Source organism: Bacteroidales bacterium (assembly GCA_035342335.1).
Classification (GTDB): Bacteria; Bacteroidota; Bacteroidia; order Bacteroidales; family JAGONC01; genus JAGONC01.
Map to the genome: position 1 here is coordinate 13,965 of DAOQWY010000020.1, position 25,781 is coordinate 39,745.

The window sequence follows — 25,781 nt, forward strand, 5'->3', positions numbered from 1 at the left end:
TAAATCCATGCGATTCTTTTTAGTGGCCATCGGCAGCCTGCTGTCGGCAATCTGTTTAGCCCAGGGCGTTCTCAGTGAATGGGAAGATCCTTTTGTGGTCGGGATCAACAAAGAGGAACCCCATTGCACACGGATGCCTCACGTGAACCCATCGTCGGCAAGCCTTAACCAGGATATTTTTTCTGCCTGGCATCAATTGCTTAATGGTGACTGGAAGTTCAACTGGGTTGAAAGACCTGCCGACCGGCCCCTGGACTTTTATCGGCCTGATTTCGATGACAGCAGGTGGAAGACCATTCCGGTGCCGGGCAACTGGGAATTCAATGGTTACGGCGTCCCGATCTATGTGAACATACCTTACGAATGGACTACGGATCCACAGCCTCCTTCCGTTCCCCGCGATGATAACCCGGTGGGATCCTACAGGACTTTCTTTTCGGTGCCAGCCACCTGGATGGACCGCCAGATCATCCTGCATTTTGGTGCCGTGAAATCAGCGTTCTATGTTTGGGTCAACGGCAAAAAAGTTGGATACAGTGAGGACAGCAAATTACCAGCCGAGTTTAACATCACTCCGTATATCAGGCAGGGTGAAAATCTTCTTGCTTTGGAGGTTTACCGGTGGTCAACCGGATCCTATCTCGAGTGTCAGGACTTCTGGCGCATCAGCGGGATCGAAAGGGATGTGATCCTGTATTCCGTACCCAATGTTCACATCTATGATTATTTTATTCATGCCGCACTGACCGAAGATTACATGGATGGGGATTTTTCTCTGGATGTGAAGATAAAGAGATACAAGGTCATTGATAGTCATTCATTGTCATTGAATGTCAGGATATATGAGTTAAATAAGGAAATTCCGCTGGCCGTGTTTGATGAAAAAATCAATCTGATAGACGATCAGGATGATTATGATGTTCATTTTGAGGAGATCATCCCCGGGATCAGGAAATGGTCGTCAGAAACGCCGAACCTGTACACCCTTGTCCTTGCGCTGTCCGATCTGCAGGGGAACGTATTGGAACGCTTCAGCAGCAACTTCGGATTCAGGACATCGGAAATCAAAAACGGACAGTTGCTGATAAACGGAGTGCCCATCCTGATCAAGGGGGTAAATCGTCATGAGCATGATCCGGTGACGGCTCATGTGATCTCACTTGAATCGATGCTGAAGGATATTGAGCTGATGAAGCAGAACAATATCAATACGGTACGCACCTCTCATTACCCGAATGATCCTGCCTGGTACGACCTATGCGATCAGTACGGCCTTTATGTGATCGATGAAGCGAATATCGAATCCCACGGTATGGGATACATGCCCGACCGCACGCTGGGTAACAATCCCCTCTTTATGAAGGCTCATCTGGAACGCGTTCGGGGCATGGTGGAACGTGACAAGAACCACCCCTCGGTCATTATCTGGTCGATGGGAAATGAAGCAGGCGACGGAGTGAACTTTGATACCTGCTATCAATGGATCAGGAATCGCGATGCATCCCGTCCCGTTCATTACGAACGTGCTGAATACGGTATGAATACGGATATTTTCTGTCCGATGTACGACAATACCTGGAGCCTCAAAATGTATGTGTCGCACCGCATGCCACGCCCGCTGATCCTTTGCGAATATGCCCATTCAATGGGAAACAGCACAGGGAATCTGCAGGACTACTGGGATGTGATCGAGAAATACCCACAACTGCAGGGAGGGTCCATCTGGGATTGGGTCGACCAGGGATTTCTGGTGAAGGATAAGAATGGGAATCCCTATTATGCCTATGGCGGTGACTTTGGCCCTCCGGGAACTCCAAGTGACGGGAATTTTTGCTGCAACGGGCTGGTATCGGCCGACAGGACACCCCATCCTGCACTAACTGAGGTGAAAAAGGTGTACCAGTATATTCAAATCAAACCGGTTGACATCACCAAAGGTGTTTTCAAGGTGATCAACAGGCATGATTTTATTGATCTGGATTATGTTGACCTTGAATATTCCCTGCTGGTAAACGGGAGGCGGGAGGCGGGAGGCAGGATCGAACGACCTGATGTACCTGCGCGCAGCGAAAAGGAATTTCAGATTTCCCCTCCTGAAGGTTTTCAGGGCCCCGGCAGGGAATGCTTTCTGGATTTCAGCGTCAGGATTCGGGAAGACCAGCCTTTCAGGCCTGCAGGCTATGTCGTGGCCTCGGAGCAGCTGGCATTTCCCGGCGAACGGATGATCCCCCCGGTCAAAGCCGGTGAAGGGCTCCGCCTCCATCTCGATTACCAGCAGGATGATCCCGTTGTTCGTGGTAATGAATTCAGGATCATCTTTGACAGGAAAACAGGTACGATTGGTTCCTGGATGTTTCTTGAACAGGAACTGATCAAAGAGGGCCCCCTTCCCAATTACTGGCGTGCACCAACGGATAATGACTTCGGCAACGGTATGGAAAGACGGTGTGCCATCTGGAAACAGGCCAGCAGTACGCGCACGGTCGAAGGATTTGAGGTAAGACAGATTAGCGAAAAGGTGGTGGAGGTCAACGTTGCCTATGCATTCACCGGAAGTGAAATTCATCAGCGGGTGACGTACACGGTTTACGCTTCCGGAGACATCGAATTAAAAAGTGAAATCGATCCTGCAGCCGCACCTCTTCCTGAAATGCCAAGATTCGGGATGAAGATGAAAGTGAATCAAGCTCTCGGAAACCTTGAATGGTATGGCAGAGGTCCCCACGAAAATTATTGCGACCGGAATACTTCGTCATTCGTAGGAATCTATAAAAGCACTCCCGAGGAGCAGTATTTTCCCTACATACGCCCTCAGGAAAATGGTTACAGGACCGATACGCGCTGGCTGACACTGACCGATCACCAGGGTATTGGACTCAGGATCACAGGGATACCCCTGTTTGGTTTTTCAGCGCTGCCTTATACCATTGAAAACCTCGACCAGGGTACAAAGAAAAATTACAGGCATACCTGCGACTTGCTACCTGCAGATTTTTATGAGGTGATGATCGATCACAAACAGATGGGCGTCGGTGGTGATGACAGCTGGGGAGCAAGGCCACATACTCAGTATCAGATACCTGCAGGGAAATATGCATACACTTTCCGGATGACACCGATTCATTGATCATATATTTTTACGTAAATATTTTAATTGAACGATCAAGACGATTCTGTTCTTCTTTATCTTTGTCGTCCCGTAATCACCCTTCATGGAAAAGCAGCAAACCTTGACCTTCCCTTCACTCTTTGCGGAAACGGTCAGACAGCATCCTGATAAAAATGCGCTGGCATTTGCAGGAGAAAAACCCATCACCTACACTGAACTCAACGAACAGATTCAGGCTCTGATCGCATTTCTTGAAAAACTTCAGATTCATCCCGGGGACAAGGTTGCCATTCTGAGCACCAACATGCCAAACTGGGGGGCGCTCTACCTTGCCATCACGTTTATGGGAGCAGTGGCGGTGCCCCTGCTGCCTGATTTCCACCCCGGCGAGATCGAAAATATCCTGAAGCATTCAGGTACCAAAGCAATTTTTGCATCCCACGGCCTGCTGGCCAAACTTGAGGGGATCAATGCTCCATCTCTTGAAATGCAGAGCTGCCTGGAAGATTTCACCATCTGCCCGTCCTGCAACAGCTTTGTTCGCTATGATCCTTCAGCCAGGCCTTCCAGAGACTACCCGGTAAAAGAGGACGATCTGGCCGCACTGATCTATACGTCGGGAACAACCGGCAGGTCAAAGGGCGTGATGCTGACTCACCGGAATATTTGTTTTACTGCCCAAAAAAGCAGGGTGGTTCAATATGTGGACGAGGGCGACCGTTTTCTTTCCGTGCTGCCACTTTCACATACCTACGAAAATACGATTGGGTTCATATTGCCAATGATATGCGGAGCATGCGTTTATTATCTCGACAAGCCTCCCTCACCCTCCATACTGCTTCCTGCCCTTCAGCAGGTAAAGCCTACCATGATGCTCACGGTTCCTCTGATCATCGAGAAAATTTACCGTAACCGGATCCTTACCACTTTCACCTCAAAAAAGTTGATGAAGGCCATTTATGGGATCCCATTCTTTCGAAAAAAATTGAACTTGTTGGCTGGGAAGAAGCTGAAAAAGACCTTTGGTGGCCACCTGAAATTTTATGGTATCGGGGGGGCCAAACTGGATCCGGTTGTTGAGAAGTTCCTGATTGAAGCCAGGTTTCCCTATGCGATCGGATATGGCCTGACAGAGACGTCACCCCTGCTGGCAGGAGTCAATCCGGGGAATGTCCGTCTGGAATCGACCGGCCCGGCCATCGAAGGAGTGGAACTCACAATCCATGACCCTGATCCGCATACCGGAAAAGGTGAAATATGGGCAAGGGGACCCAATGTAATGACGGGCTATTATAAAGAACCTGAACTGACACGTCAGGTCATCACCTCCGACGGCTGGTTCAGGACCGGAGACCTGGGAACGTTTGATAAAGATGGTTTTCTGTACATTAAAGGCCGGTCAAAAAATGTGATCGTAATGCCTGGAGGCGAAAATATTTATCCGGAGGAGATCGAATCGGTGATCAATAATTTTCATTTTGTTGTTGAATCACTGGTGGTGGAGAATAAAGGGAAGCTGGTTGCCCTTGTCCATTTCAACCAGGAGGAGCTGGAGAAAAAATACCAGTATTTGAAGGAAGAAGTCAGAAATTATGTTGAAAAGAGAAAAGAAGAACTCAGCAAAGAGCTCCACGCTTATGTAAACGCACGGGTTAATAAATTTTCCCGTGTACAGTCGGTCGTTTCTTACCCTCAACCTTTTCAGAAGACAGCCTCGCAAAAAATCAAGCGGTTTCTGTACATTGAAATGACTACCTGATAGAACACGGATTACGCGGATGCCACGGAATCTCACCGAATAAGTCCGTAATCATCCGCGTCGCCCACGTAATCTGTGTTCTGTAACTTCAGGAAAATCCCGGAATAATTTGTTATTTTGCCTGTCTGTCCAGGTCCCTGACCTGACGGAAAGAATCCTTATTTCCATTTTTAATGATCTTCCTGATATGAAAAAGCTTACCATTCTTTCACTGTTTTGTCTCACACTCGCAGGATGCCTCCTTTTTGAATCCTGCCATCAGACAGCTTGCACCCCAGTGCCTGTTTCTGTCATTCCTAAGCCAGTACTGACTGAGCCCGGTTCGGGCTGTTTTCAGATCGGGCCGGAAACCAGGATCCTGGTATGCGGTAAAGATCCTGCTCTTGTGCAGGATGCGGGATATCTGGCAGGTATCTTTGAAAAAGTTGCAGGTGTCAAGCTGGAGATAGGGAAGCAGGAGGTCAATGGCAAGGATGCCCTGGTAAAGAACGCTGTTCTGCTCCTGGTGGATGAGTCACAGGATTCACTGGGTGAGGAGGGATACGACCTTCTGGTGGAAAAGAAAGGTATCCGGATCATGGCCCACACACCTGCCGGTATCTTTTATGGCATACAGACCCTGTTACAGCTTTTGCCAGTCGAAGTATATGATAACCAGATTGTTAATGATACACGGTGGACTGTTTCCGGCGTACACATCGTGGATAGGCCACGCTATTCCTGGAGGGGTATGCATTTGGATGTATCACGGCACTTTTTCCCGGTCGAATTTGTAAAACGTTACATTGACCTGATCGCCATGCATAAAATGAACCTGTTTCACTGGCATTTGACCGACGATAACGGATGGCGCATCGAAATCAAAAAATACCCTTTGCTTACGGAGATCTCTGCCTGGCATGTTGACCGGCAAGACCAGCCCTGGAATGAATGTGCACCACCAGAACCCGGTGAAAAAGCCACTTACGGAGGCTATTATACCCAGGAGCAGATCAGGGAAATCGTAGAATATGCACGTCAACGGCATATACGTATCCTGCCTGAAATTGAAATGCCCGGCCATTCCAGTGAGGTTTTTGCTGCCTATCCACAGCTCTCCTGCAGGGGCGAGCGGCTTTTCGTACGTCCGTGCACCTACTGGCCAAACAATGACATCTATTGTGCCGGGAACGACTCGGTATTTACGTTTATCGAAGATATCCTCACCGAAGTGATGCAACTCTTCCCCTCGCCCTATATTCATATCGGTGGTGATGAAGCGGATAAAACCCAGTGGGTAAAATGTCCGAAATGTCAGCAGAGGATCAGGGAAGAAAAGTTGAAGGATGAACGGGAACTGCAAAGTTATTTTGTCAGAAGGGTTGAGAAGTTCCTGAATGCTCACGGAAGGAAACTGGTGGGCTGGGATGAGATACTGGAAGGCGGATTGGCACCGGAGGCGACCGTGATGTCGTGGCGGGGCTTTGAAGGGGGTGTGACGGCAGCTTCACAGGGGCACGAGGTGATCATGTGCCCCGTTTCACACTGCTATTTTGATTACTATCAAGGCGATCCGGATTTTCAACCGGTTTCCATCGGAGGATTTATTTCCCTGAAAAAAGTTTACTCCTTTGAGCCAACACCACCCGATCTGACGCCTGAGCAAGCCGGGTTTGTGCTGGGCGGACAGGGAAATCTCTGGACGGAGTTCATCTCCAGTCCCGAGCATGCGACCTATATGGCTTTACCCCGAATGACAGCCCTTTCAGAAGTACTCTGGTCATCAAAGGAATACAGGAACTGGGAGGATTTCCTTGAACGCCTTCAAATGCAGTTTCTGCGTTTTCAGCGGATGAACGTCCATTACAGCAGAGGTTCCTATGCTGTTAATATCTATACTTCCTTCGATTCCGTAACGGGAAAGACCCTGGTTAAACTGACGGGTGAACAGTTCAATCCGGAGATCAGGTACACAGCGGATGGTTCCCTTCCATCGAAGAATTCGTCACGCTATGCCGCTCCCATACCCCTGGATTCATCGGCCTTCATCCGGGCTGTGATGTATGAGGGAGACTCCTTGATGGAAAGGCCTTCGGAAAAGAAGATCATCATTCACAAGGCAACAGGTAAACAAGTTCGTTATGAAACCCGCTGGAATTACAGGTATCCGGGTTTCGCATCCACCACTTTAACCGATGGGCTCCGGGGTTCTGACAGGTTCAACGATGGTTACTGGCAGGGATTCCATGGTGACAACCTTGAGGTTTTGATCGACATGGGGGTCGCAGACACCATAGAGCATGTGCGCACAGGTTTTCTGCAGCAGCAACGGAGCTGGATCTTTTTACCCCTCAACCTTCAAATCGCTGTTTCAGCTGATGGACAATCGTGGGAGCAATTTACGGTTAAGAATGCAGTATCTCCTGAAGCTGAAGGGGTCATCATCAGGGATTTTTCAGTTCACCTTGACAAAGTGCCTGCAAGGTATATCAGGATCATTGCGGAAAACAGGGGTGTTTGTCCGGCCGGACATCCAGGCGCAGGAGAAAAAGCCTGGATCTTCAGCGACGAAGTAATCATTGAATAACGCGAGGAGTATGATTTTATCGATAGCAGACTGGATCATTATCATCGGTTTTTTTCTTCTTTCACTGATCATTGGATTGATTGTGTCCAAAAAGTCGGGTAAAAGTTATACCGAGTTTTTTCTGAGTGGAAGGAACATGCCCTGGTGGCTGCTGGGTGTCTCAATGGTGGCGACGACATTTTCCTGTGATACTCCCAATCTGGTGACCGATCTGGTACGGCAGAGGGGAGTGGCCGGGAACTGGGCCTGGTGGGCATTCCTTTTGACCGGGATGCTAACCGTTTTTATTTATGCAAAGTTGTGGAGGCGATCCAAAATCCTGACGGACCTTGAATTTTATGAGATCCGCTACAGCGGGAAAATGGCGTCTTTTGTCAGGGGGTTCAGGGCGCTTTATCTTGGTGTTTTATTCAATATCCTGATCATGGCCCTGGTGTCGCTGGCCATGATCAAGATCGGGGCGGTGATGCTGGGCTGGTCGCCTGTTAAAACGCTGGTCATCATCATGTCGCTGACCGCCATCTACAGTACGCTGGGTGGGCTCAGGGGGGTCTTGCTGACCGATTTTTTTCAGTTTGCCATTGCCCTGATTGGGGCGATCGGTGCAGCGATCTATTTGATCAATCTGCCTCAGGTGGGAGGGTTGAGCGAAATGATCCACCACCCTGCCGTGATCCCCAGGTTGAACATGCTGCCGGATTTCAATGACCGCGATGCCTTGGTCACCCTGCTGATCCTGCCGCTGGCAGTTCAATGGTGGAGCGTGTGGTATCCTGGTGCTGAGCCGGGAGGCGGGGGATATATTGCCCAGCGGATGCTGGCCGCCAGATCGGAATCGGGTGCTGTCAGGGCCACGCTGCTTTTCAATGTAATGCACTATGCCCTGCGTCCCTGGCCCTGGATTCTGGTGGCTCTGGCATCACTCATCGTTTTTCCGGACCTTGCTTCGCTCCAGGCCAGGTTTCCAGATGCCGGGACTCAGTTTGTCAAGCACGACTTTGCCTATCCTGCCATGCTCAGCCTTTTGCCCGCCGGATTTCTGGGATTGGTTGTCGCTTCCCTGATAGCGGCTTATATGTCGACCATATCCACTCATCTGAACTGGGGTTCCTCCTACATCGTTCATGATTTCTACAGACGGTTTGTCAATCCCGAAGCCAGTGAACGGAAACTGGTGCTGGTCGGCAGGATTTCGACCCTTTTCCTCACGGCAGCCGCTCTGTTGTTTGCCCTTCTGCTGAGCAACGCCTTGCAGGCATTCAACATTGTTTTGCAGATCGGCGCCGGTACCGGCCTGATCTTTATCTTAAGGTGGTTCTGGTGGAGGATCAATGCTTACAGTGAGATCACTGCCATGATTGTTTCATTCGTAATGGCACTTTATTTCCAGTTTCTGCACCCCCTTACGGGATTACCCGAGCTGAGCACCTCGTTGCAGCTGGTGACAGGTGTTGCGGTCACTTCCCTCTCCTGGTTGGCAGTAACGTTTCTAACACCTCGGGTCGATAAAAGCACGCTACGTAATTTTTACCGGCTTGTTAGGCCGGGTGGGCCGGGATGGAAAAGGATCGTGAGGGATGCAGCAGCCGATGACGATCCTGTCGAACCTTCGGATCCCGCAAGATGGAATGTACCTGCCGGCATTCTGGCCATGTTCCTGGGGTGCATCTTTGTTTTCAGCCTGTTGTTCGCCACAGGAAACTGGATCTATTCGAATCCCGTTACGGCTGTTATCCTGACGCTGGTATCTGTGCTGTCCGGTTACGTGTTGTTTAGGGTCTGGCGGAAAATCATATAGACCATTCGTTGTATGTAATGCTGGATTTTGGATGGCACTACCTCACAGAAACACGAAACAAAATAAATCTCCCTGAGTATTTTTCATACTTTTGAAGTCCATTGAATGAATCGCATGAAACCTACCCTTCTGATCATGGCAGCCGGGATAGGCAGCCGCTACGGAACTCTGAAACAGATCGACCGAATTGGACCGTCAGGGGAAACGATCCTGGATTATTCCGTTTTTGATGCCCTCAGGTCTGGATTTGAACGTGTCGTCTTCATTATCAGAAAAGACATAGAAAAGGATTTCAGGGAGGTCATCTTTGACCGGCTGGAGAAGAAAATCCCTGTCAGCTACATCTTTCAGGAACTGGAGGACCTTCCTGCCGGTTACACATGTCCTTCCGGGCGTGTAAAGCCCTGGGGTACCGGCCATGCCGTCTGGACGGCACGTCACCATATCCATTCACCCTTCTGCGCCATCAATGCCGACGACTTCTATGGCCTGGAATCCTTTCAACATGCTGTCCTGTTTTTTAAAAATCAGGGCCATCAGGGAGATTATTGCCTGATGGGATACCTGGTCAGGAACACCCTCTCCGATTACGGATCGGTCACAAGGGGGGTGTGTCAGGTTGACCAGGACGATTACCTGATTGGGATCGAGGAACGGTTTCATATCCTGAAAGCCGAAAAGGGGATCCTTTACAGGGAAAATGATCAGGATTATCCTCTCGATGAGAACACCATTGTCTCGATGAATATGTGGGGATTTACCCCAAGCCTGTTTGACTTCCTTGACCGGGGATTCAGGGAATTTCTGCAGGAGAATGCCTCGCTGCCAAAGGCCGAATTTCTCTTACCCTCTGTCATCAACGACCTGCTGCAGCGCCGCCTGATCAAAGCCAGGGTATTGAAAAGCAATGCGATATGGTTTGGTCTGACCTATTTTGAGGATAAACAAAAAGTCATTGATACGATCAGGGACCTGGTCGGCCAGGGGCTTTATCCAGCATCCTTATGGGAGTGACCGGGAAGGATATACCGTCCGTTTTTCAACAATTCGCCTGTAAAGGAACGTTTAACGAACACCATCGTTACGGATCCGGCCACATTCATCAAACATGGCTGGTGGAGACCGTTGAATCCGATGCACCGGATTATATCCTTCAAAAGATCAGCAGTGATGTTTTCAGGAATATCCCTGCACTGATGGAGAACATCCGGCTGGTGACGACCCATCTGGCTGAAAAAGGAAGCCCGTCACTGCAGCTGGTCACCACATCAGGCCACCAGCCTTATTATGTGGATGATCAGGGGGATAGCTGGCGATTGTTTGTCTATATTCCTGATAGCTTAACCCTTGATCATACCGATGATCCAGGCCGGGCATCTGAAGCAGGGAAAGCGATTGGAAATTTTCAGTACCTGCTGTCCGATCTGAACGCAAATTTGCACGAAACCCTTCCCGGATTCCACGATGTGGAATACAGGATGGAGCAGTTCAGGAAAGCCTGCCGTGAAGACCCTGCTGGCCGTTGCTTATCGGTTCAGGCGGAACGGGATCGTGTTGAGGAATGGTATCAGGCTCTGGCTCCTTTCCGGGAGACCATTGCCCTTCAACGGTTTCCGTTGCGTGTGATCCATAACGATACGAAACTGAACAATATTCTTTTCGACCGGGAGGGAAAGGCCATTTGCATGATTGACCTGGATACGGTCATGCCGGGCTATGTTCATTATGATGTTGGTGATGCCTTGCGGATCCTTTCCAACACGGCAGCGGAGGATGAGCGGGACCTGTCGCACGTCGGGCTGGACTTGAGGATCCTGGAAGCATTTCTGAAGGGTTATCTGGGAGAGGCCGTGAAGTTCATAACCCCGGAAGAAAGAGCGTGGCTGCCCCTGGCCCCTTTGTACATGACATTCATCATCGGACTGCGTTTTCTGACCGACCACATCCAGGGCGATCGCTATTTTCACATCCGCCGTGAAGGCCACAACCTTGACCGTGCCAGGGTGCAATTTGCCTTTGCCAGGAAGCTGAACGCTTTTCAGGATCGGATCTGGGATGGCTTCTTTAATGTAAATATTTCTAATCCAATAATTTAATAAGATTTTATGAAGCGTAGGATCATCATTTCCCTTTTCGGATCCGCACTCCTCTTCTTCTGGATGGATCTGGCAGGCAGTTCGGTTATTGTGCAGGGTGAAGTATCCGGAACATGGTCTGTGGACTCGGTTCTTGTGATCGGGGATATCCTTGTTCCCAATAGCCTGCAACTTGTCATTCAGCCGGGCGTAAAGATCATTTTTCAGGGATCCTATTCCCTTAGGATTGAAGGTTCGCTTCTTGCTCAGGGGACAGCCCTGAATCCCATCTTTTTCACCGCAAGTGATACGACAGGTTTTTCGGATGATACGGTTCCTGACGGTGGATGGAGAGGTGTACGCTTTCTCAATCCTTTCGCGTTTAATGATTCATCTTTGTTTGTTCATTGCTGTTTCAACTTTGGAAAGGCAGTCTCTGAAGTGCAGCCTGAAGGGAATGGCGGAGCCGTATGTATCGTTGGCTTTGACAGAGTCAGGATCGAAGGGTGTCATTTTGAACGAAATTTTGCATCCTTCAACGGTGGGGCGATTTTTCTGGACCATGCGGATGTGGTGATCCGGGATTGTTTTTTCCATGCCAACGTATGTGGTCAACCACTGGATCCCTGGGGATACGGTGGAGCCATCTGTTCTGATCATTCATCACCACGGGTGTGGGGCAACCATTTCGAAGAGAACAGTTCAACCGGAACGGGCGGAGGCATTGCCATGCGTTTCAGGGATGGTACCATCAGCAATAATGAATTCACAAATAATTACAGCGCCATCGGCGGCGCTGTTGCCATCCTTCATATGGATACGATCACCCGAACCAACTGCAACAACCTGATCTATGACAACATAGCCGAGTACTTTGGCGGAGGGATCGCCAACATCGATGCCAGCCCCACCTGGGTCAATAACACCATTGCCCATAACAGCGCCATTTACGGCGGGGGTTTCTATTGCAAAGACTCCGTCACCCCCAGTCTATTTAACTGCATCCTGTGGGGGAATGTTGCCTTAAGTGGCTATGGGAACCAGGTATACCTATTTGAACCTTATTCGCAGGCCAATTTTTATTATTGCGACGTACAGCTTGGCCCTGACGATTTCGGAGGAAGCGGTGGTGTCGGAGGATTTTATGGTGCCTATGAAAATAACGAGGATCTCTATCCATCCTTTGACATGAACGGATCCTTACCGTATTCACTTTCGGGGGACTCACCCTGCATTGATGCGGGGACAACGGATACGAGCGGGTTGCAATTACCCGCGACCGACCTGTCAGGGAGCCCCAGAATCTGGGATGACCGTATCGACATGGGTTCGTATGAGATGCTTCCCTTCGGATCCCGTCCAAGGCATCCGGAAGAACACAAAACAAGGCTTTATCCTAATCCGGCCTGTGATCATTTTTATCTGGACCCATCTGAAGACCTTGTAAGGATTGAGATCTACGACATGCAGGGCAGACAATTCCATTGGGTTGAAGGTTCCCCTGTGAACCTGCCCGTGGACGTTGGTACACTGAAGGATGGCTGTTACCAGGTGGTCATTACGATGCGTACCGGAGCGGTTGGATCAGCCCAGTTAATCATCCAGCGAGTCAAGTAGCAATGCGTTGAACAGCAGTTTGTACGTCGCCTGTGTCGAAGCCCTGAACTGAGGATTGAAGCCAAAAAGCACCAGCTGTCCTTTTCCCTTTTTTAACCAGATCAGTACTGCCTGATTGGCCAGTTTTTCTTCATTCTCGCAGTATCCGCTCATCAGGATATCCTTTTCTGCATAGGAAGCGATCACACGGCGGTCCATGTCAAAAATGGGTACCTGTGTAGCAAATACCGGAGTTCCGCGTGAAAATACGCCAATCTGAGACGGCACCCCGGCAGTCAGGGGATGATCCCTTACCAGATCCACTTTCAGCAAGGAGCCCGGGCAAAATACTTTTTGCTCTTTTAATGTGGCCGAAATATCCCTGAAAGGCAACTTAAAGTCTTCTTTTTCGGTTTCATTGCGTTTTATGGTGAGCGGCCCTGAAAATAGTTCGGTTGATTCTCCCCAGGAAACGATGATCCCCCCATTGTCGAGGAATGTCATCAGTTTTTCCATCCCTTTGTCACCCATTCCTTTTGTGAACTCAGGAGGATAATTGGTCGGAATGTACTCATCGCCTGATTTGTATTTTCCCGTCATCAGGATCGACTTATCCTCACCGGGAAACACAATGACATCGTACTCTTTGGCAAGATCTGTCTTCTCGAAATCTCCCGGCCGGATCACCTGATAAGGAATATGGGACTGGTCGAAAATGAAACGGGTCCAGCCTGCATCCATGTCATGAAACCAGGATTCCACGAGTGCAATGCGGGGAATTTGGAAGGATTTGACGGGAAGCTTGACTGAGTCGGTAAGGTAGACGGGTTGGGTGGTGATTTCTTTCAGCACCTGTTCCATTTTGGTTCCTTTCGTTATTACAAAACCACCTGGGGAACAGGTTGTTTCGTTCACCACGACGGATTCTGTCAGCCTGTCTGTTTTTAAACCCAGGCTGTTAGCTAAAAACGCCAGGGCATAGCTTTCATTATGTTCAACAGGAAGGATGATTTTATCGTAGGATACAAGAGACGGTCCTTTCAGGTCAAAATCAGCTGAAATAGGTTCAAGTGCTTCATAAAGACCTTGCTGAGGGAAGTTTACTTCAACTGCATGGATTCCCCGGTGAAGGGGCAGTGACCAGGAGGTGATATCGTATGGTCTTATGATCTCGCCATCCGGAGTATAATGCCGCACAGGGAAATACTGGCGTTCCATGACCTCCTTGATGAAGGGGCGAAATGCCTGCGACAGCGGTATGACAACATCCCCCTTTCTGTAGAGGGAGTTCTGTACTTCCTGGTCGCTGGCAAGCTGATAGAGGGATATGTTATGTTCCCTAAGCAGGTTCACCAGCCTGACCAGTTCCCCCTGATCATGCTGCTGCAGAGGGATGATATAGAAATATGGTGCCTGTGTCTTCCCTCTTTTCACTTCGCTTTGGCACAGTTCATTTCTGAATTTCAATATGCTTTTGTCATAATTGGAAGCTGTTTTCAGGATTGAGTAAGAGGAAGAGATCTCGTAACTGACCAGATCGCTCAGGCGCCACCATCCTCCGGGCCATAATTCAGGCATGTTGATACTTTTTTTATATTCGGACAAGCCTTTTCCATGTACCCTGAGTTCACCGGGTTCGATATAGATCGGTGAGGCAATCTGGACGCCGGCCCCTTCGGTCAGAAATGAGATAACATTTTTCCATTTGCATGTTTCGGCCGATCCCGGCCAGTAGTCATCGAACAGGAACCGCTGTGCGATCCCTTTCAGCCCGTCGGAGGTCATATCGGTGATCATATGGGAACCAAAAACACCGACCCAGTTCCATATACCCGCATCGATGTTTTCTGCTATAGGATCATGAGGTGGCGGAACGAAATACCGGACTCCGGTTGGTCCCATCTGGTGTTTATCAACCATTATCTGTGGGAACCAGTCGTGTGAGTAAATGGAGGAAACGGCCCTGGTATCGTTCTGGCTGAGAGTGATATAATCACGGTTATTGTCGTGCCCCACATACTTATGGTAAACTCCGGGCATGGTGCTGCCCTCATGGATGGTTCCGCTGTATTTCAGATAATGTTCCACCATCATATCCATTCCATCCGGATTATGGGTGGGTACCATCATCCAGACGACGCGGCCGAGCCATTCCAGTTTCCGGGGGTCGTTCGTGGTGACCAGATCCCAGGCGATCAGGGGAGCTGCCTGGGACGGGGCCACCTCGTTGGAATGCATCGACAGGGTGGCCAGGACGAACACTTTTCCGTTACGGATCATGGATTCCAGTTCATCGGCAGGAATATCCGGATCCAGCGCCAGTCGCCGGTTGATCTCCCGGAGCCGTTCAAGGTCACGGATATTTTCAGCCGAAGAGAGGAAGGCAATGTACATCTGTCTTCCCATGGGCGATTGCCCGATCTCCACCAGCTTCAACCTGTCGCTGCCGGAGTCAAGCACCTTGAGATAATCGATGAGCTTCTCATAATTGAACAGCTCCCGGTCGGTGCCCGGTTGAAAACCGAAAAAGCCGGACGGCGACTCAACAGCAGGGGAAACAGCATTCTGCCCCTGGCTGTTCTGAATGACCATGAATGACCCAATGACTGTCAAAAAGATTGGAATAAGTTTCTTTATTTTCATTTCAGCTGTATACGTGGATTTCAGAATTTCTCATCATACTTTGTCCATAGAAAATCGCCCAGTTCCCATGCCCTGTTCACCACTTTATATCCCCATTCATTCGTATATCCTGTCAGGAATTCGATCGTAGCCTGAGGTTTTTTCGGATTGTACAGTGCTATGGCTTTTTGTTCTATGGCAGATTGATTGTCAAAGAGCTCCTTTTGCCATGGATTCCAGACCGCATCCACGTCGTGCCGCATATCGCCCCAGCGCTGTGCTGCGAGTGTGCCAAGGTGATTGAATGCCCACCAGGCCGATTCGCGGGTGAATCCTTTGGTGCGGCCAGGTGTCTTATAGGGCTGGGGAAGGTCCGTAACACAGCAATAAACCGGGATATAGATGGAAGTGGCCACATTGTCCATGGCCAGCCAGGCAACGCCTCCGATCGCATCGGGCAGCCAGTTGCGGCACTGGATGATCGTGGCGTACATGGTATACCACCGTGCGATCGTACGTTCGCCCATCCAGCCCCAGCCCCCGTTGATCCTGAACACCTTGTTCATGTCATAGGGCATGAAAGGATTGGCCAGGGGCGAGATGACCGTTTTGCCATTTTCGTCGGTGACCGTGATATCCTTGATGAAATTATAGGGGGTACCTTCGTAGTAATCTTTAAAGACATTCACCAGGTCCTGTGTGGTCACCGGATGATCGGGTTTAACGGAAAAGGGGTAATTTTCAGCGTTTGCATCCAGTTTGAGCGAGGGAGCCAGCAAGTCGAACACGCGCCATTCGCGCCGGCGGGAACCGAATGAGGTGCGGCTTTCAGGTGCATACGCGTAACAGAAACGGAAGGCTTCTTTACCGGGGTCCCACCATCCGCTGTCGATGGCGATCTGGAAAATATTCTCAGAAGCCATGAAGTAATCGGGATTATTCAGGTCGATCTCCTTGATGGTACTGGCATTGGCATTCACCCCCACATGGTCGTCAGGAACCCGTTGCGCCACCCAGATGGATCCCTTGTTGCCCTTTCCGGGGCCGACGATCTCCAGGTGCCACACTTCGTTCTTATCGGCAATGGTCAGGCATTCGCCTTCATCGATCCAGCCATGTTCCGCCGTCAGTTCACCGGCCACACGGATGGCTTCCCTGGCCGTTGTGCACCGTTCGGCCATCAGCTGGCAGAGGCGCTGGCAGTCAATCAGCCCAATGTCGGAATGCAGGCTGGATCGGCCGCCAAAAGTTGATTCCCCGATCCCCAGCTGGTGTTCGTTCATGCAGGGGTATGCCGAATTGACATAACCAAAGGTGTGCGGTACCTGGGGAATCTCGCCTATTTTTACGTTGGCATAGGAAGGCATGGCGGTGGTATCACAGGCGATCCGTTTGAACATAGGTACCGTGGTTCCGGCCGGATGGTCTCCGGCGGCGGTCATCCAGATCTCGGACCGGGTGCGGTGGCTGTCGTCGGTGTGCGATGTATATACCGAACCGTCCGAAGAGGCTAGTTTACCGACGGTAACGGAGGTGCATCCGTCGGGGAATCCACCGATCCAGTCGGGTTTGCCGGTCTGGGCACTTAAAAGTCCGATGGTTAATGCCGTGATGAGGATGAATGCAGTTGCGAAAAGTTTGAAAATGTGCATGATCGATCGTTTAGTGTTGAAGCATTGACAAAAGTAAAAAAAAGGATTACGTGAGCCGATGGCTCATCGATTCAAGCTCGCTATTATTATTACATTTGTACTGTCCTTTTTCCCACCCCCCATGAGTGAACCAATCAAACACGAATGCGGCATTGCGCTCATCAGGCTGCTCAAACCTCTTGAATACTATATCGCCAACTATGGCACAGCATTCTACGGCTTCAACAAACTGCACCTGCTCATGGAAAAACAGCACAACCGTGGTCAGGACGGGGCCGGCATTGCCTGCATGAAGTTCAACCTGGAACCCGGGCACTCCTATATCAACCGCAGCCGAAGCGACTCTGAGACGGCCCTTCAAACCATCTTTTCTGAGGTATACGATAAGATCGAGTCCCTGTACGAACTCTCTCCTGAGCGCCTGCTCGATGTCAGCTACCTGAAGTATCATTTTAACTTTGCGGGTGAACTCTACCTGGGTCACCTACGGTACGGCACATTCGGCAGGCATGGATTACTCAATGTTCACCCTGTTCAGCGCTATAGTAACTGGAAAACCCGCAACCTCGTCCTTGCCGGTAATTTTAACCTGACCAATGTGGACGAGCTTTTTGAGAAACTGGTGGACTATGGACAATATCCAGTTGAAACATCCGATACCGTCACCATCCTGGAAAAGATCGGTCATTTTCTGGATGATGCCAATGAGGACCTATACCGTAAATTCAAAGCACAGGGCTATTTTAAAAAGGAAATCACCGATAAAATTGCGGAGAACCTGGACTTGCGGAAAATACTCGCCAATTCCTGCTGTCACTGGGATGGGGGATATGTGATCGGGGGGATGCTCGGTCACGGGGATGCATTTGTGGTGCGAGATCCAGCAGGCATCAGACCGGCCTTTTATTACGTGGATGAGGAAGTGGTGGTCGCCACTTCGGAAAGGCCGGCCATTCAGACGGCCTTTGATGTACAGGCGGAGCAGGTCAGGGAACTTCAGCCTGGCCACGCCCTGATCATCAAAGCCAACGGATCCGTTGGGGAAGTTCCCTGCATTGATCCCATAAAGAAAAAGGCCTGCTCTTTTGAACGTATCTATTTTTCCAGGGGTACCGATCAGGACATCTATCAGGAAAGGAAAAAGCTCGGTAAGGCACTGGCTCCGGCAATCCTGAAAGCAATCGACTACGACCTGGAGAATACGGTTTTTTCGTATATCCCCAATACAGCCATCGATGCATTTTTGGGATTGATCGAGGAGCTGACCACTTTTTGTGATTCCCAGATCAAGGACCAGATCCTGCAACTTGGGAAGAACCTGACAAAAGATAAACTGGATGAGATTTTTATGCTTAAGCCAAGGGTTGAAAAAGTGGCTGTCAAGGATATCAAACTGCGCACGTTCATCACCCGGGACACCCACCGTGATGACCTGGTCACCCACGTCTATGACATCACCTATGGATCTGTCCGAAGGGGGCTTGATAATCTTGTCGTAGTGGATGATTCCATCGTCAGGGGAACAACCCTGCGCCAGAGCATCATTCGCATCCTTGACCGCCTGGGTCCCCGGAAGATCATCGTTGCCTCTTCGGCCCCACAGATCCGGTATCCCGATTGCTATGGCATCGACATGGCCCGAATCAGCGATTTCATTGCCTTCAATGCTGCGATCCAGCTGCTGAGAGATAAAAATATGACCAGCGTGATCAATCAGGTCTACAAAACAGCCAAGGAGCAGGAGAAACTTCCCAGGGAAAAAACCATTAATGCCGTAAAGGAGATTTACCGGTCTTTTACGGCAGATCAGATTTCCGAAAAAATTGCATCGCTTCTGACCTCACCTGACCTTCATGCTGATGTCCGGATCATTTACCAAACGATCGAAGACCTTCACCAGGCCTGCCCCGATCACACCGGTGATTGGTATTTCACGGGCAATTATCCGACACCCGGTGGGAACAAGATCGTCAACAAGGCCTTCATTTACTATATTGAAGGAATCAGGGAGCGGCCCTACTAGGATATCTGATATCTGATGAACGATATTCGATTTACGATTGAGATTTACGATTTAAGATTTCAGATTGCAGATAGTTGATTGCTGATTTGCTGGGCGATGGCGGTGAATTCCTCCGGAGTGAAGGATAGTTTGGGTTTTTTGAAATCGAGATCATAGATGTCGTTCAGGGGCACCAGGTGTATATGGGCGTGAGGCACCTCGAGCCCGACGACCGCAATACCGATTCGCTTACAATCAACGACCTTCTCTATGGCAACAGCTACGTTCCTTGCAAAACTGAAAAAATCCCTGTACCAGGGGTCGTCCATGTTAAAGATATAATCAATTTCTTTTTTGGGGACAACGAGTGTATGTCCCTTGGCCAGTGGATTGATGTCGAGGAAAGCAAAAAACCGCTCATCCTCGGCGATCGTATAGCTGGGAATCTCACCGCTGGCGATTCGTGAAAAGAGGGTGCTCATGGTGATAAGTTTTTGATGAAGCAGTGAATTATCTTGATATTTCGATGATCTGATATGGTAGCGTCCCTGCCGGTACAACGATTTCGACAATCTCGCCCACGGATTTGCCCAGTAATCCTCTTGCGATGGGTGAGCTTACGGAAATTTTACTTTTTTTAAGATTCGCCTCTTTCTCCGGGACCAGTGTATAGGTCATGATGGTGTCATTTTTCAGATTCTTGATTTTCACCGTTGACAGAAGCAGGACTTTCGAACGATCCAGTTTTGATTCATCCAGGATCCGTGCATTCCGGATTTCTTCCTGTAACTTGGATATTTTCATTTCGAGCATGCCCTGGGCATCCTTGGCAGCATCGTACTCGGCATTCTCCGAAAGGTCACCCTTATCCCTTGCTTCTGCAATCTGGCGGGAGATGGCAGGGCGTTCGACGCTGACCAGGTGATCCAGTTCTTCTTTCAGTTTTGTAAGTCCTTCCAGGGTGTAATATTTAACCGATCTCATAACAACAGCAGTTTTTATCAGATTAAAAATCGGGGCTGCATACCAGGTGTATGTTTTAGAATTTCCGCAAGAACTCCTGACGCAAAATTCACCTTACGGTAATTTCTTCGTGTTGCTGTTCTTTGCAGTAAAAAAAACAACCGTGATAAGGTCCCGAAGTTTTGCTTGTAATAATGATAAGCTTATTAGAAGCTTATGCCGGCACCGATCCTGTGAACACCGTCAAACGGATCGGTATCCGTATATGAATAATCCACGTAGAATTTTGAATCCGAGTCCTTTTTCAAAGGGATCTGGACAGAAAAACCGGCACTCGGACCTGTAAAAACCGTTGTACGGTCAGCGTCTTCGGTGATCCCGTCTTCGTAGGTATATCCGCCTCGCAGCACCAGGTAGTCTTTCAGTGAAAATTCAAGTCCACCCGTTATCTGGTCCTTGGCAAATGCGTTTGAAACAAAGTTGGCAGCGAATGTCAGCCTGTAGTCGCCTTTAAAGTTAATGTCATAGGCTGCGCCGATGTTCAATTGTGATGGCAGCTGGTAGGCAGCGGCACGTTGTTCAACGGTAAACTGGCTTTCCTGACCGGGTAACAGGGTCCGGATGGCAAGGCCGTCACCGGAGAAACGCATGGTGGGGCCCCAGTTTCTGAGTGTGATCCCGAAATGGATGTTATCTGTTTCTCCCGTAACGTACTGAATGCCGGCATCGATCGCAAAACCAACGGCGGAAATGTCGGAAATGCTCTCGGATACTACTTTTAACTGCAATCCGCCATAGATGCTGTTGGAAAACATCCTGGAGTAAGACAATGCAAAATTCAACAGGCTTGGTGAGAAGGTACCGATGCCGCCCTCGGGCAGATTGACCGTCGTGATGGGGATATCTCCAAAGGACATTGACATGACGCCAATGCCCAGTGCACCTGACTGACCTATTTTTTGGACCAATCCAAATGAGTAGATATTGATATCCGATCCTTTTAACCAGGTCGTATGGCCAAATGTAATGTCGGTCCGGTTAATAAAAGCAGTACCGGCGATATTGGTGAACATGCTTTCAACCCCTTTGATATTGGCCGTATTGACACCACCCCATCCGGCACTGCGGGCCCACGGGTTGATCAGCAATTCAGAAGCGCCTGCTTCCCCCGACCTGTCCTTGTTTCCGCCCAATGTCGTCATACCAGGTGCAATCATCAACCATGTGAAGATAACAACGGGGATATATCTTAGCATCTGTTTCATTTTTGATTGATTTACAGGTTATAGTCTATTGATTTCATTTTCCAGTGTTAAGGGATCAGAAGGCGTTCAAGTCAACCGGGCGCAGAGAGCCGAACCATTTGAGCGTTCTTTCGCCGATGCCGTCTGCTTTCACATGGATCAGGTAAATACCGCTTGCCACCGGAATCCCCGCATAGTTTTGCAGGTTCCAGTCGATCGAGGTCTTGGAGTCGTCTTTGTTAAATTGACGGATCAGTGTGCCGCTCATGGTGTAAATGGATACCGTGCACCGTTGTGGCAGGTTGGTGATTTTGACACGGTTATCCAGTTGGTTCGTTTCATAGGGTGAATATCCATAGTAAGGATTCGGTACAATGTTGATAAGGTCCATATCCGACTTTGCTTTTTCGATATCCGTAGTGACCGTTTCAAGCCCTTCGGTACTGAAACGGTAAGCCGGGTAAAATTTATTGAATTTCAGTTCATCGCTCAGGACAAAATAGGACGAATCGGGATAATAGATGGTATCCGACAGCGGTGTGGAGAAATACCTGTAATAGGGTCTGCTGATGCGCAGTTTGATTTTGACGTCGTTGGAGAACCAATCTTCTCCCTGGACGGCCATGGGAATGCCTACCCACATGCAACAGGAGTAAAAGATGGCTTTTCCAACCTGGAGATAATCAGTTTGGATACCTTCCCTGAGTCTTTTACCGGCATCATAGGCTGGCATGTCAAAGATGGGCAGATAAACACCGCCCTCACTGTACCGGTTATAGGCATGGCTGAAGACATAAACGTAGTGTTTGCCTCCAAAAATGGGCCGGATGTTCAAAGGATCCGTATAGTCCCACACGGTGGTGGTGGGATTCCAGAGCATATCGCGCCCGTTATCCTTCACCAGCCAGGAATCCTCACTGAAGGCCATGTTCAAGCGTTCGCCTGTCTCTACATTGATCGCATAGCCCGGAAACCACCCCATACCGGTTGCGTTAATGTAGTTTGGATCATCGGGATCATCACTGGCTTCCGTTACTCCTGCCGGAGTGGGATTTCCGTCTTTATCCACAGAACGGCCGGCGCGTACATCGAACTGGGCTGCTCTGCCTTCTGCCAGTTTGGGATCGTGGCACATTTCGATGACCGGACACCGGGTCCATTTCGATTTATCGGAAGTAACGACAATATCCACACTGGCCAGGTCGGAAATACTTGACGTAATTTTCGACTGGTTAGCCACCTTGCCGCCACCGAAAGCCGGTCCGGCTATGTTTTGCACACTGGATGCACATAAACTGTACGGTGCCCAGGTACCGTTCAGAACGGTTTCAAAGCTGGCATCCGGGTCAAATGCCCTTCCTTCGGGAGTACCGCTGGTGCCCGTGTATAGGTTCCAGTCGTTGTAGGAAGGATTATCCGGGTCAGTAAACTCGCCGGAACGGATCCAGTTTTGAGCCCAGGGATTATCATCATCCGGCAAACCGGTAAGCCATCTCCTTGAACTGTCGGCAAAAATCATCGTACTTCCCAGCAGTCCACTGCTGGGTTCCAGCACGGCGTAAACATCGTTCTGGTCTCCATCGACCCCAATCCTGAACGTACCGGGTAAAAAGGTCTGGTAGATGAGGATGGAGAATCCAAGATCAAGAAACAGCTGTTCGTTGTTATAGGAAATGTTCGTGTCGGATACATAGGTCTTGTTGGTCAGTTCATCTATAAGCCGCCATTTTGCAATCATTTTGGAGGCGGTGTCACCGTTGGTATTGGGGTCCTTGGTGATGTTACGGATCTTCATTGTATAGAGGGAGTCAAATTCAACCCGGTATGAACCTGTTTTGACATTCAGCGGATCGATGATCCGAACCTTGATCGGACCTGCGTTGGCTTCGTATTCGGGCTCGTAATTGATCGGATAATCCGGTGTGCCATTGATATTGCCACCGGTGGAGTCGGCCCAATCCAGCGGTGGCTGGGCCAGGATCTTGTCAATGCTTTCCTGAGTGAGTTCAAGGATATTTCCTCCGTTGCCCTGACCTGATAGGCGGGTGATCGGGGGGATTTGTCCGAACTCGGCCTGTGCCGAGATTGTCCCAACGGTTTTATGGGGAATTCCCGTATAGACTTTTATGTTTTTACGACCAGCCAGGTAGGGTTCTTTCTGGCCATCCAGTCCCATGACGTATTGTTGCTGCGCTCCCGGATCCTGGCTATAGATCATGAATTGGTTAAAGCCATAGGCAATGGCAAGGAAGTAATACTGTTTGTGGTTTACAAAGCGCTCACCGGAGAAAGCATCTTCTGTCAGGACGAAGGTGTGACTGATTCCGGCGTCTGCACCGTTGACCTCTTCCACGGGGACGTTACCACCGAGGGCCTGGTCAAAATAATAGTTAACAAGCTGTCCGACGCCGTTTTTCACGTCACACTGATATACCTGACGGGCAAGGTCGGGATTTTTGATGTCTGCCACCGAAACACTGGCGTTTGCCAGCTGATATACCTGGTAACCTTCGAAGTTATAGGTTGAATCGTAGCGTCTGCTGCCTGTCAGCTCATCCGGGCTTTTGATGTTCGGATCGATCTCTTCATAGCTTTCATTGAAATTGTTGCCGGCATCATTGGTCTTCCGGTTGGTGAAATAGAAGATCAGGGTCTGGTCGAGTTCACGGATGGTCAGATCCGGTGCATTGGGTCCGTTGACCACCTGAAAGCAGTTATCAAACAGCGCCTGGCATTTATCGTCGGTCACACGCAACAGTTCCACTGAGGCCCAGGCACCACCTGAAGTGGCTCTGGCCCATGGGATACCAACGGTGATGTAGTTCACGGCACCCGGTTCAAGAATGAAAGGCCCGGCTGATTGCATGAATCTCCTGTCGTGAGGATTATTTCCGGCGGTAACTTCTGTCCAGTAAATGTCTCCATTGGGGGGATTGCCTTTCGTGCCCCAGAAGCAGGGATCAGAATCACCCGGGAACATAAAGTCACATTCAGGGCCATAAGCACCCGACGACACGTGCGCATTTCCTCCATACATCATTTTTGTACCATCTTTCCATATTCCCCTGAGGAAGTTATAGTATTGCGGGGCATAATCCGGGTCGGTCATATACTCGGGGACACCCGAATTATTATGGTAGACAAACCGGCGCATGCCGAAGCGTTCGTTATCAACGATCCCGTCGCCGAAGTTCACGCCATTGATGGCCATCTGGTCAAGAGTATCCGGGCTGGTCACCAGTGAACAATTTCCCTCGAAGGCTGGATTGTCTTTCCCATCGGGGTCCATATAAGGTCCCTGGAAAAAGTCGACGCCGATGGCGGGTGGCTGGCTGCCGTAAGCCCATGCCTGACCTGAGCCGTCCACTGCAGGGCCGTTATAGCAATATCCAAGTCCCCGGCCGACATCGCACCCCACATAATCATCCTGTGCATAGCCAAGGTCGGTGTCAACCCACTGGCTGAAATACGTGTCGCGCAGAACGAACGTGGACCGGTTGATGATCTCATAGCTGTAAAAGGTCATATTATTGATCTCATCATTGGTTGTGAAACCAAATGCCTGACCGCGTATTTCCATTCCAATGGGATCCCCCTCGGTTTCCGTATGGATATTCCCTTTGTCATTGAATACCCACCAGAGTGTCTGGTCTCCCTTGATCACCTGGTCGGCCAGGATACCGATGCCTTCCATGGGTGGCACATCGCTTTTGCAAAGAACATTGCCGACATCATAATAGGGGTAGTCACCCTGATAGGGGTCATAGTTGCCGTCACCATCGCGATCATAGAAGGGAGCCAGGTAATAGCTCTGATTTTTGGAAACGTCACCATGTGCCGGCCATTCAATCATCGCTGTCGGGATGGCATAGTCAGGGAACTCGCTTTTAGCGTCCCACCAGGCAAGGTACTGGTCGATCTCAGCCCGGGTTATGGGGAACAATCTATCCCATTGCGAGCAGATATCTTCTGTGACGGAAGCGGTTCCGTCAATGGTCAGAGGGCCGGGCCAATAGTCGTTGCCCCCTCCAAAATCAGGTCCCTGACGGTACCGGATGGCAGCCAGTTTGAGCTGGTCGTTCACGTCAATACCGCCAATCCATAACGAGGCAGAAAACATGGACATTTTTCCTGATTTTTTCGGAATCTCGTAATCTGCATCTTCAAAGTTCCACCACATGTCGCCCCCGGTATTGATCCTGGTGCGGACATTATTGATATCCAAATATTTAAATCCTGCTCCCGGTAGGCATCCTGCTGCTGTCGATTTTAACTGGGCTGTTTTTCCTGAACCCTCCGGAACCGGTACTTTATCCGCATAACTGTATTCGGTCAGAAGGAACAAACCAGACAGTGCGACTAAACCATATCGGAATATATTTTTCATATCAGTAC

14 protein-coding genes are annotated in these 25,781 nt (G+C 49.7%); 8 read left to right on the forward strand and 6 right to left on the reverse strand.

Features of this window, described 5'->3' with window-relative positions; translation table 11 throughout:
• Positions 1–7 precede the first annotated feature (7 nt).
• The 7 genes from PKI34_10190 to PKI34_10220 all read left to right on the forward strand — a co-directional run bounded on the left by PKI34_10190 (position 8) and on the right by PKI34_10220 (position 12,924).
• Positions 8–3,127 (forward strand): glycoside hydrolase family 2 TIM barrel-domain containing protein, encoded by a 3,120-nt coding sequence (locus tag PKI34_10190; protein HNS18177.1) that lies wholly within the window; start codon positions 8–10, stop codon positions 3,125–3,127.
• 85 nt (positions 3,128–3,212) lie between these two features.
• A complete protein-coding gene (locus PKI34_10195; protein ID HNS18178.1) occupies positions 3,213–4,868 on the forward strand; it encodes an AMP-binding protein in 1,656 nt (551 codons plus the stop codon).
• 187 nt (positions 4,869–5,055) lie between these two features.
• Complete coding sequence (locus PKI34_10200; protein ID HNS18179.1) at positions 5,056–7,434, forward strand: glycoside hydrolase family 20 protein; 2,379 nt, start codon at positions 5,056–5,058, stop codon at positions 7,432–7,434.
• Between the two features lie 10 nt (positions 7,435–7,444).
• Positions 7,445–9,232: a Na+:solute symporter gene (locus PKI34_10205; protein HNS18180.1), complete on the forward strand. Its 1,788-nt coding sequence runs from the start codon at positions 7,445–7,447 to the stop codon at positions 9,230–9,232.
• Between the two features lie 114 nt (positions 9,233–9,346).
• Positions 9,347–10,246, forward strand: a complete 900-nt coding sequence (locus PKI34_10210; protein HNS18181.1) for a sugar phosphate nucleotidyltransferase — start codon at positions 9,347–9,349, stop codon at positions 10,244–10,246.
• Positions 10,237–11,328 (forward strand): aminoglycoside phosphotransferase family protein, encoded by a 1,092-nt coding sequence (locus PKI34_10215; protein ID HNS18182.1) that lies wholly within the window; start codon positions 10,237–10,239, stop codon positions 11,326–11,328. The genes PKI34_10210 and PKI34_10215 overlap by 10 nt, the downstream gene beginning before the upstream one ends.
• Positions 11,329–11,337: 9 nt before the next feature.
• Positions 11,338–12,924: a choice-of-anchor Q domain-containing protein gene (locus PKI34_10220; GenBank protein HNS18183.1), complete on the forward strand. Its 1,587-nt coding sequence runs from the start codon at positions 11,338–11,340 to the stop codon at positions 12,922–12,924.
• On the opposite strand, the gene PKI34_10225 is transcribed toward PKI34_10220, so the two are convergent.
• Positions 12,901–15,546, reverse strand: a complete 2,646-nt coding sequence (locus PKI34_10225) for a M14 family metallopeptidase (protein ID HNS18184.1) — start codon at positions 15,544–15,546, stop codon at positions 12,901–12,903. The two genes, PKI34_10220 and PKI34_10225, sit on opposite strands and share 24 nt — an antisense overlap.
• 20 nt (positions 15,547–15,566) lie before the next feature.
• The gene (locus PKI34_10230; protein HNS18185.1) at positions 15,567–17,177 is read right to left on the reverse strand and encodes a C69 family dipeptidase; all 1,611 of its coding nucleotides are present in this window, start codon (positions 17,175–17,177) and stop codon (positions 15,567–15,569) included.
• A 121-nt stretch (positions 17,178–17,298) separates the two neighbouring features.
• Here PKI34_10230 and PKI34_10235 point away from each other — a divergent pair, with 121 nt between their 5' ends.
• Positions 17,299–19,200: an amidophosphoribosyltransferase gene (locus PKI34_10235; GenBank protein ID HNS18186.1), complete on the forward strand. Its 1,902-nt coding sequence runs from the start codon at positions 17,299–17,301 to the stop codon at positions 19,198–19,200.
• Positions 19,201–19,259: 59 nt separating this feature from the next.
• Here the strand turns inward: PKI34_10235 and PKI34_10240 are convergent, their stop codons facing one another.
• The 4 genes from PKI34_10240 to PKI34_10255 form a co-directional block, all read right to left on the reverse strand.
• On the reverse strand, positions 19,260–19,661 hold the full coding sequence (locus PKI34_10240) for an HIT family protein (protein ID HNS18187.1): 402 nt from the start codon (positions 19,659–19,661) through the stop codon (positions 19,260–19,262).
• A 28-nt stretch (positions 19,662–19,689) separates the two neighbouring features.
• The gene (gene greA, locus PKI34_10245) at positions 19,690–20,163 is read right to left on the reverse strand and encodes a transcription elongation factor GreA (GenBank protein HNS18188.1); all 474 of its coding nucleotides are present in this window, start codon (positions 20,161–20,163) and stop codon (positions 19,690–19,692) included.
• A 185-nt stretch (positions 20,164–20,348) separates the two neighbouring features.
• A complete protein-coding gene (locus tag PKI34_10250; GenBank protein ID HNS18189.1) occupies positions 20,349–21,407 on the reverse strand; it encodes a PorV/PorQ family protein in 1,059 nt (352 codons plus the stop codon).
• Between the two features lie 55 nt (positions 21,408–21,462).
• Positions 21,463–25,773 (reverse strand): T9SS type A sorting domain-containing protein, encoded by a 4,311-nt coding sequence (locus PKI34_10255; protein HNS18190.1) that lies wholly within the window; start codon positions 25,771–25,773, stop codon positions 21,463–21,465.
• Positions 25,774–25,781 lie beyond the last annotated feature (8 nt).

What these genes read in the sequence shown, in the direction of transcription:
- greA (HNS18188.1), bottom strand. Translation starts at nt 20,163, where the DNA reads ATGAGATCGGTTAAATATTACACCCTGGAAGGACTTACAAAACTGAAA.
- PKI34_10190 (HNS18177.1), top strand. Translation starts at nt 8, where the DNA reads ATGCGATTCTTTTTAGTGGCCATCGGCAGCCTGCTGTCGGCAATCTGT.
- PKI34_10230 (HNS18185.1), bottom strand. Translation starts at nt 17,177, where the DNA reads ATGCACATTTTCAAACTTTTCGCAACTGCATTCATCCTCATCACGGCA.
- PKI34_10195 (HNS18178.1), top strand. Translation starts at nt 3,213, where the DNA reads ATGGAAAAGCAGCAAACCTTGACCTTCCCTTCACTCTTTGCGGAAACG.
- PKI34_10205 (HNS18180.1), top strand. Translation starts at nt 7,445, where the DNA reads ATGATTTTATCGATAGCAGACTGGATCATTATCATCGGTTTTTTTCTT.
- PKI34_10255 (HNS18190.1), bottom strand. Translation starts at nt 25,773, where the DNA reads ATGAAAAATATATTCCGATATGGTTTAGTCGCACTGTCTGGTTTGTTC.
- PKI34_10225 (HNS18184.1), bottom strand. Translation starts at nt 15,546, where the DNA reads ATGAAAATAAAGAAACTTATTCCAATCTTTTTGACAGTCATTGGGTCA.
- PKI34_10250 (HNS18189.1), bottom strand. Translation starts at nt 21,407, where the DNA reads ATGAAACAGATGCTAAGATATATCCCCGTTGTTATCTTCACATGGTTG.
- PKI34_10220 (HNS18183.1), top strand. Translation starts at nt 11,338, where the DNA reads ATGAAGCGTAGGATCATCATTTCCCTTTTCGGATCCGCACTCCTCTTC.
- PKI34_10215 (HNS18182.1), top strand. Translation starts at nt 10,237, where the DNA reads ATGGGAGTGACCGGGAAGGATATACCGTCCGTTTTTCAACAATTCGCC.
- PKI34_10240 (HNS18187.1), bottom strand. Translation starts at nt 19,661, where the DNA reads ATGAGCACCCTCTTTTCACGAATCGCCAGCGGTGAGATTCCCAGCTAT.
- PKI34_10200 (HNS18179.1), top strand. Translation starts at nt 5,056, where the DNA reads ATGAAAAAGCTTACCATTCTTTCACTGTTTTGTCTCACACTCGCAGGA.
- PKI34_10235 (HNS18186.1), top strand. Translation starts at nt 17,299, where the DNA reads ATGAGTGAACCAATCAAACACGAATGCGGCATTGCGCTCATCAGGCTG.
- PKI34_10210 (HNS18181.1), top strand. Translation starts at nt 9,347, where the DNA reads ATGAAACCTACCCTTCTGATCATGGCAGCCGGGATAGGCAGCCGCTAC.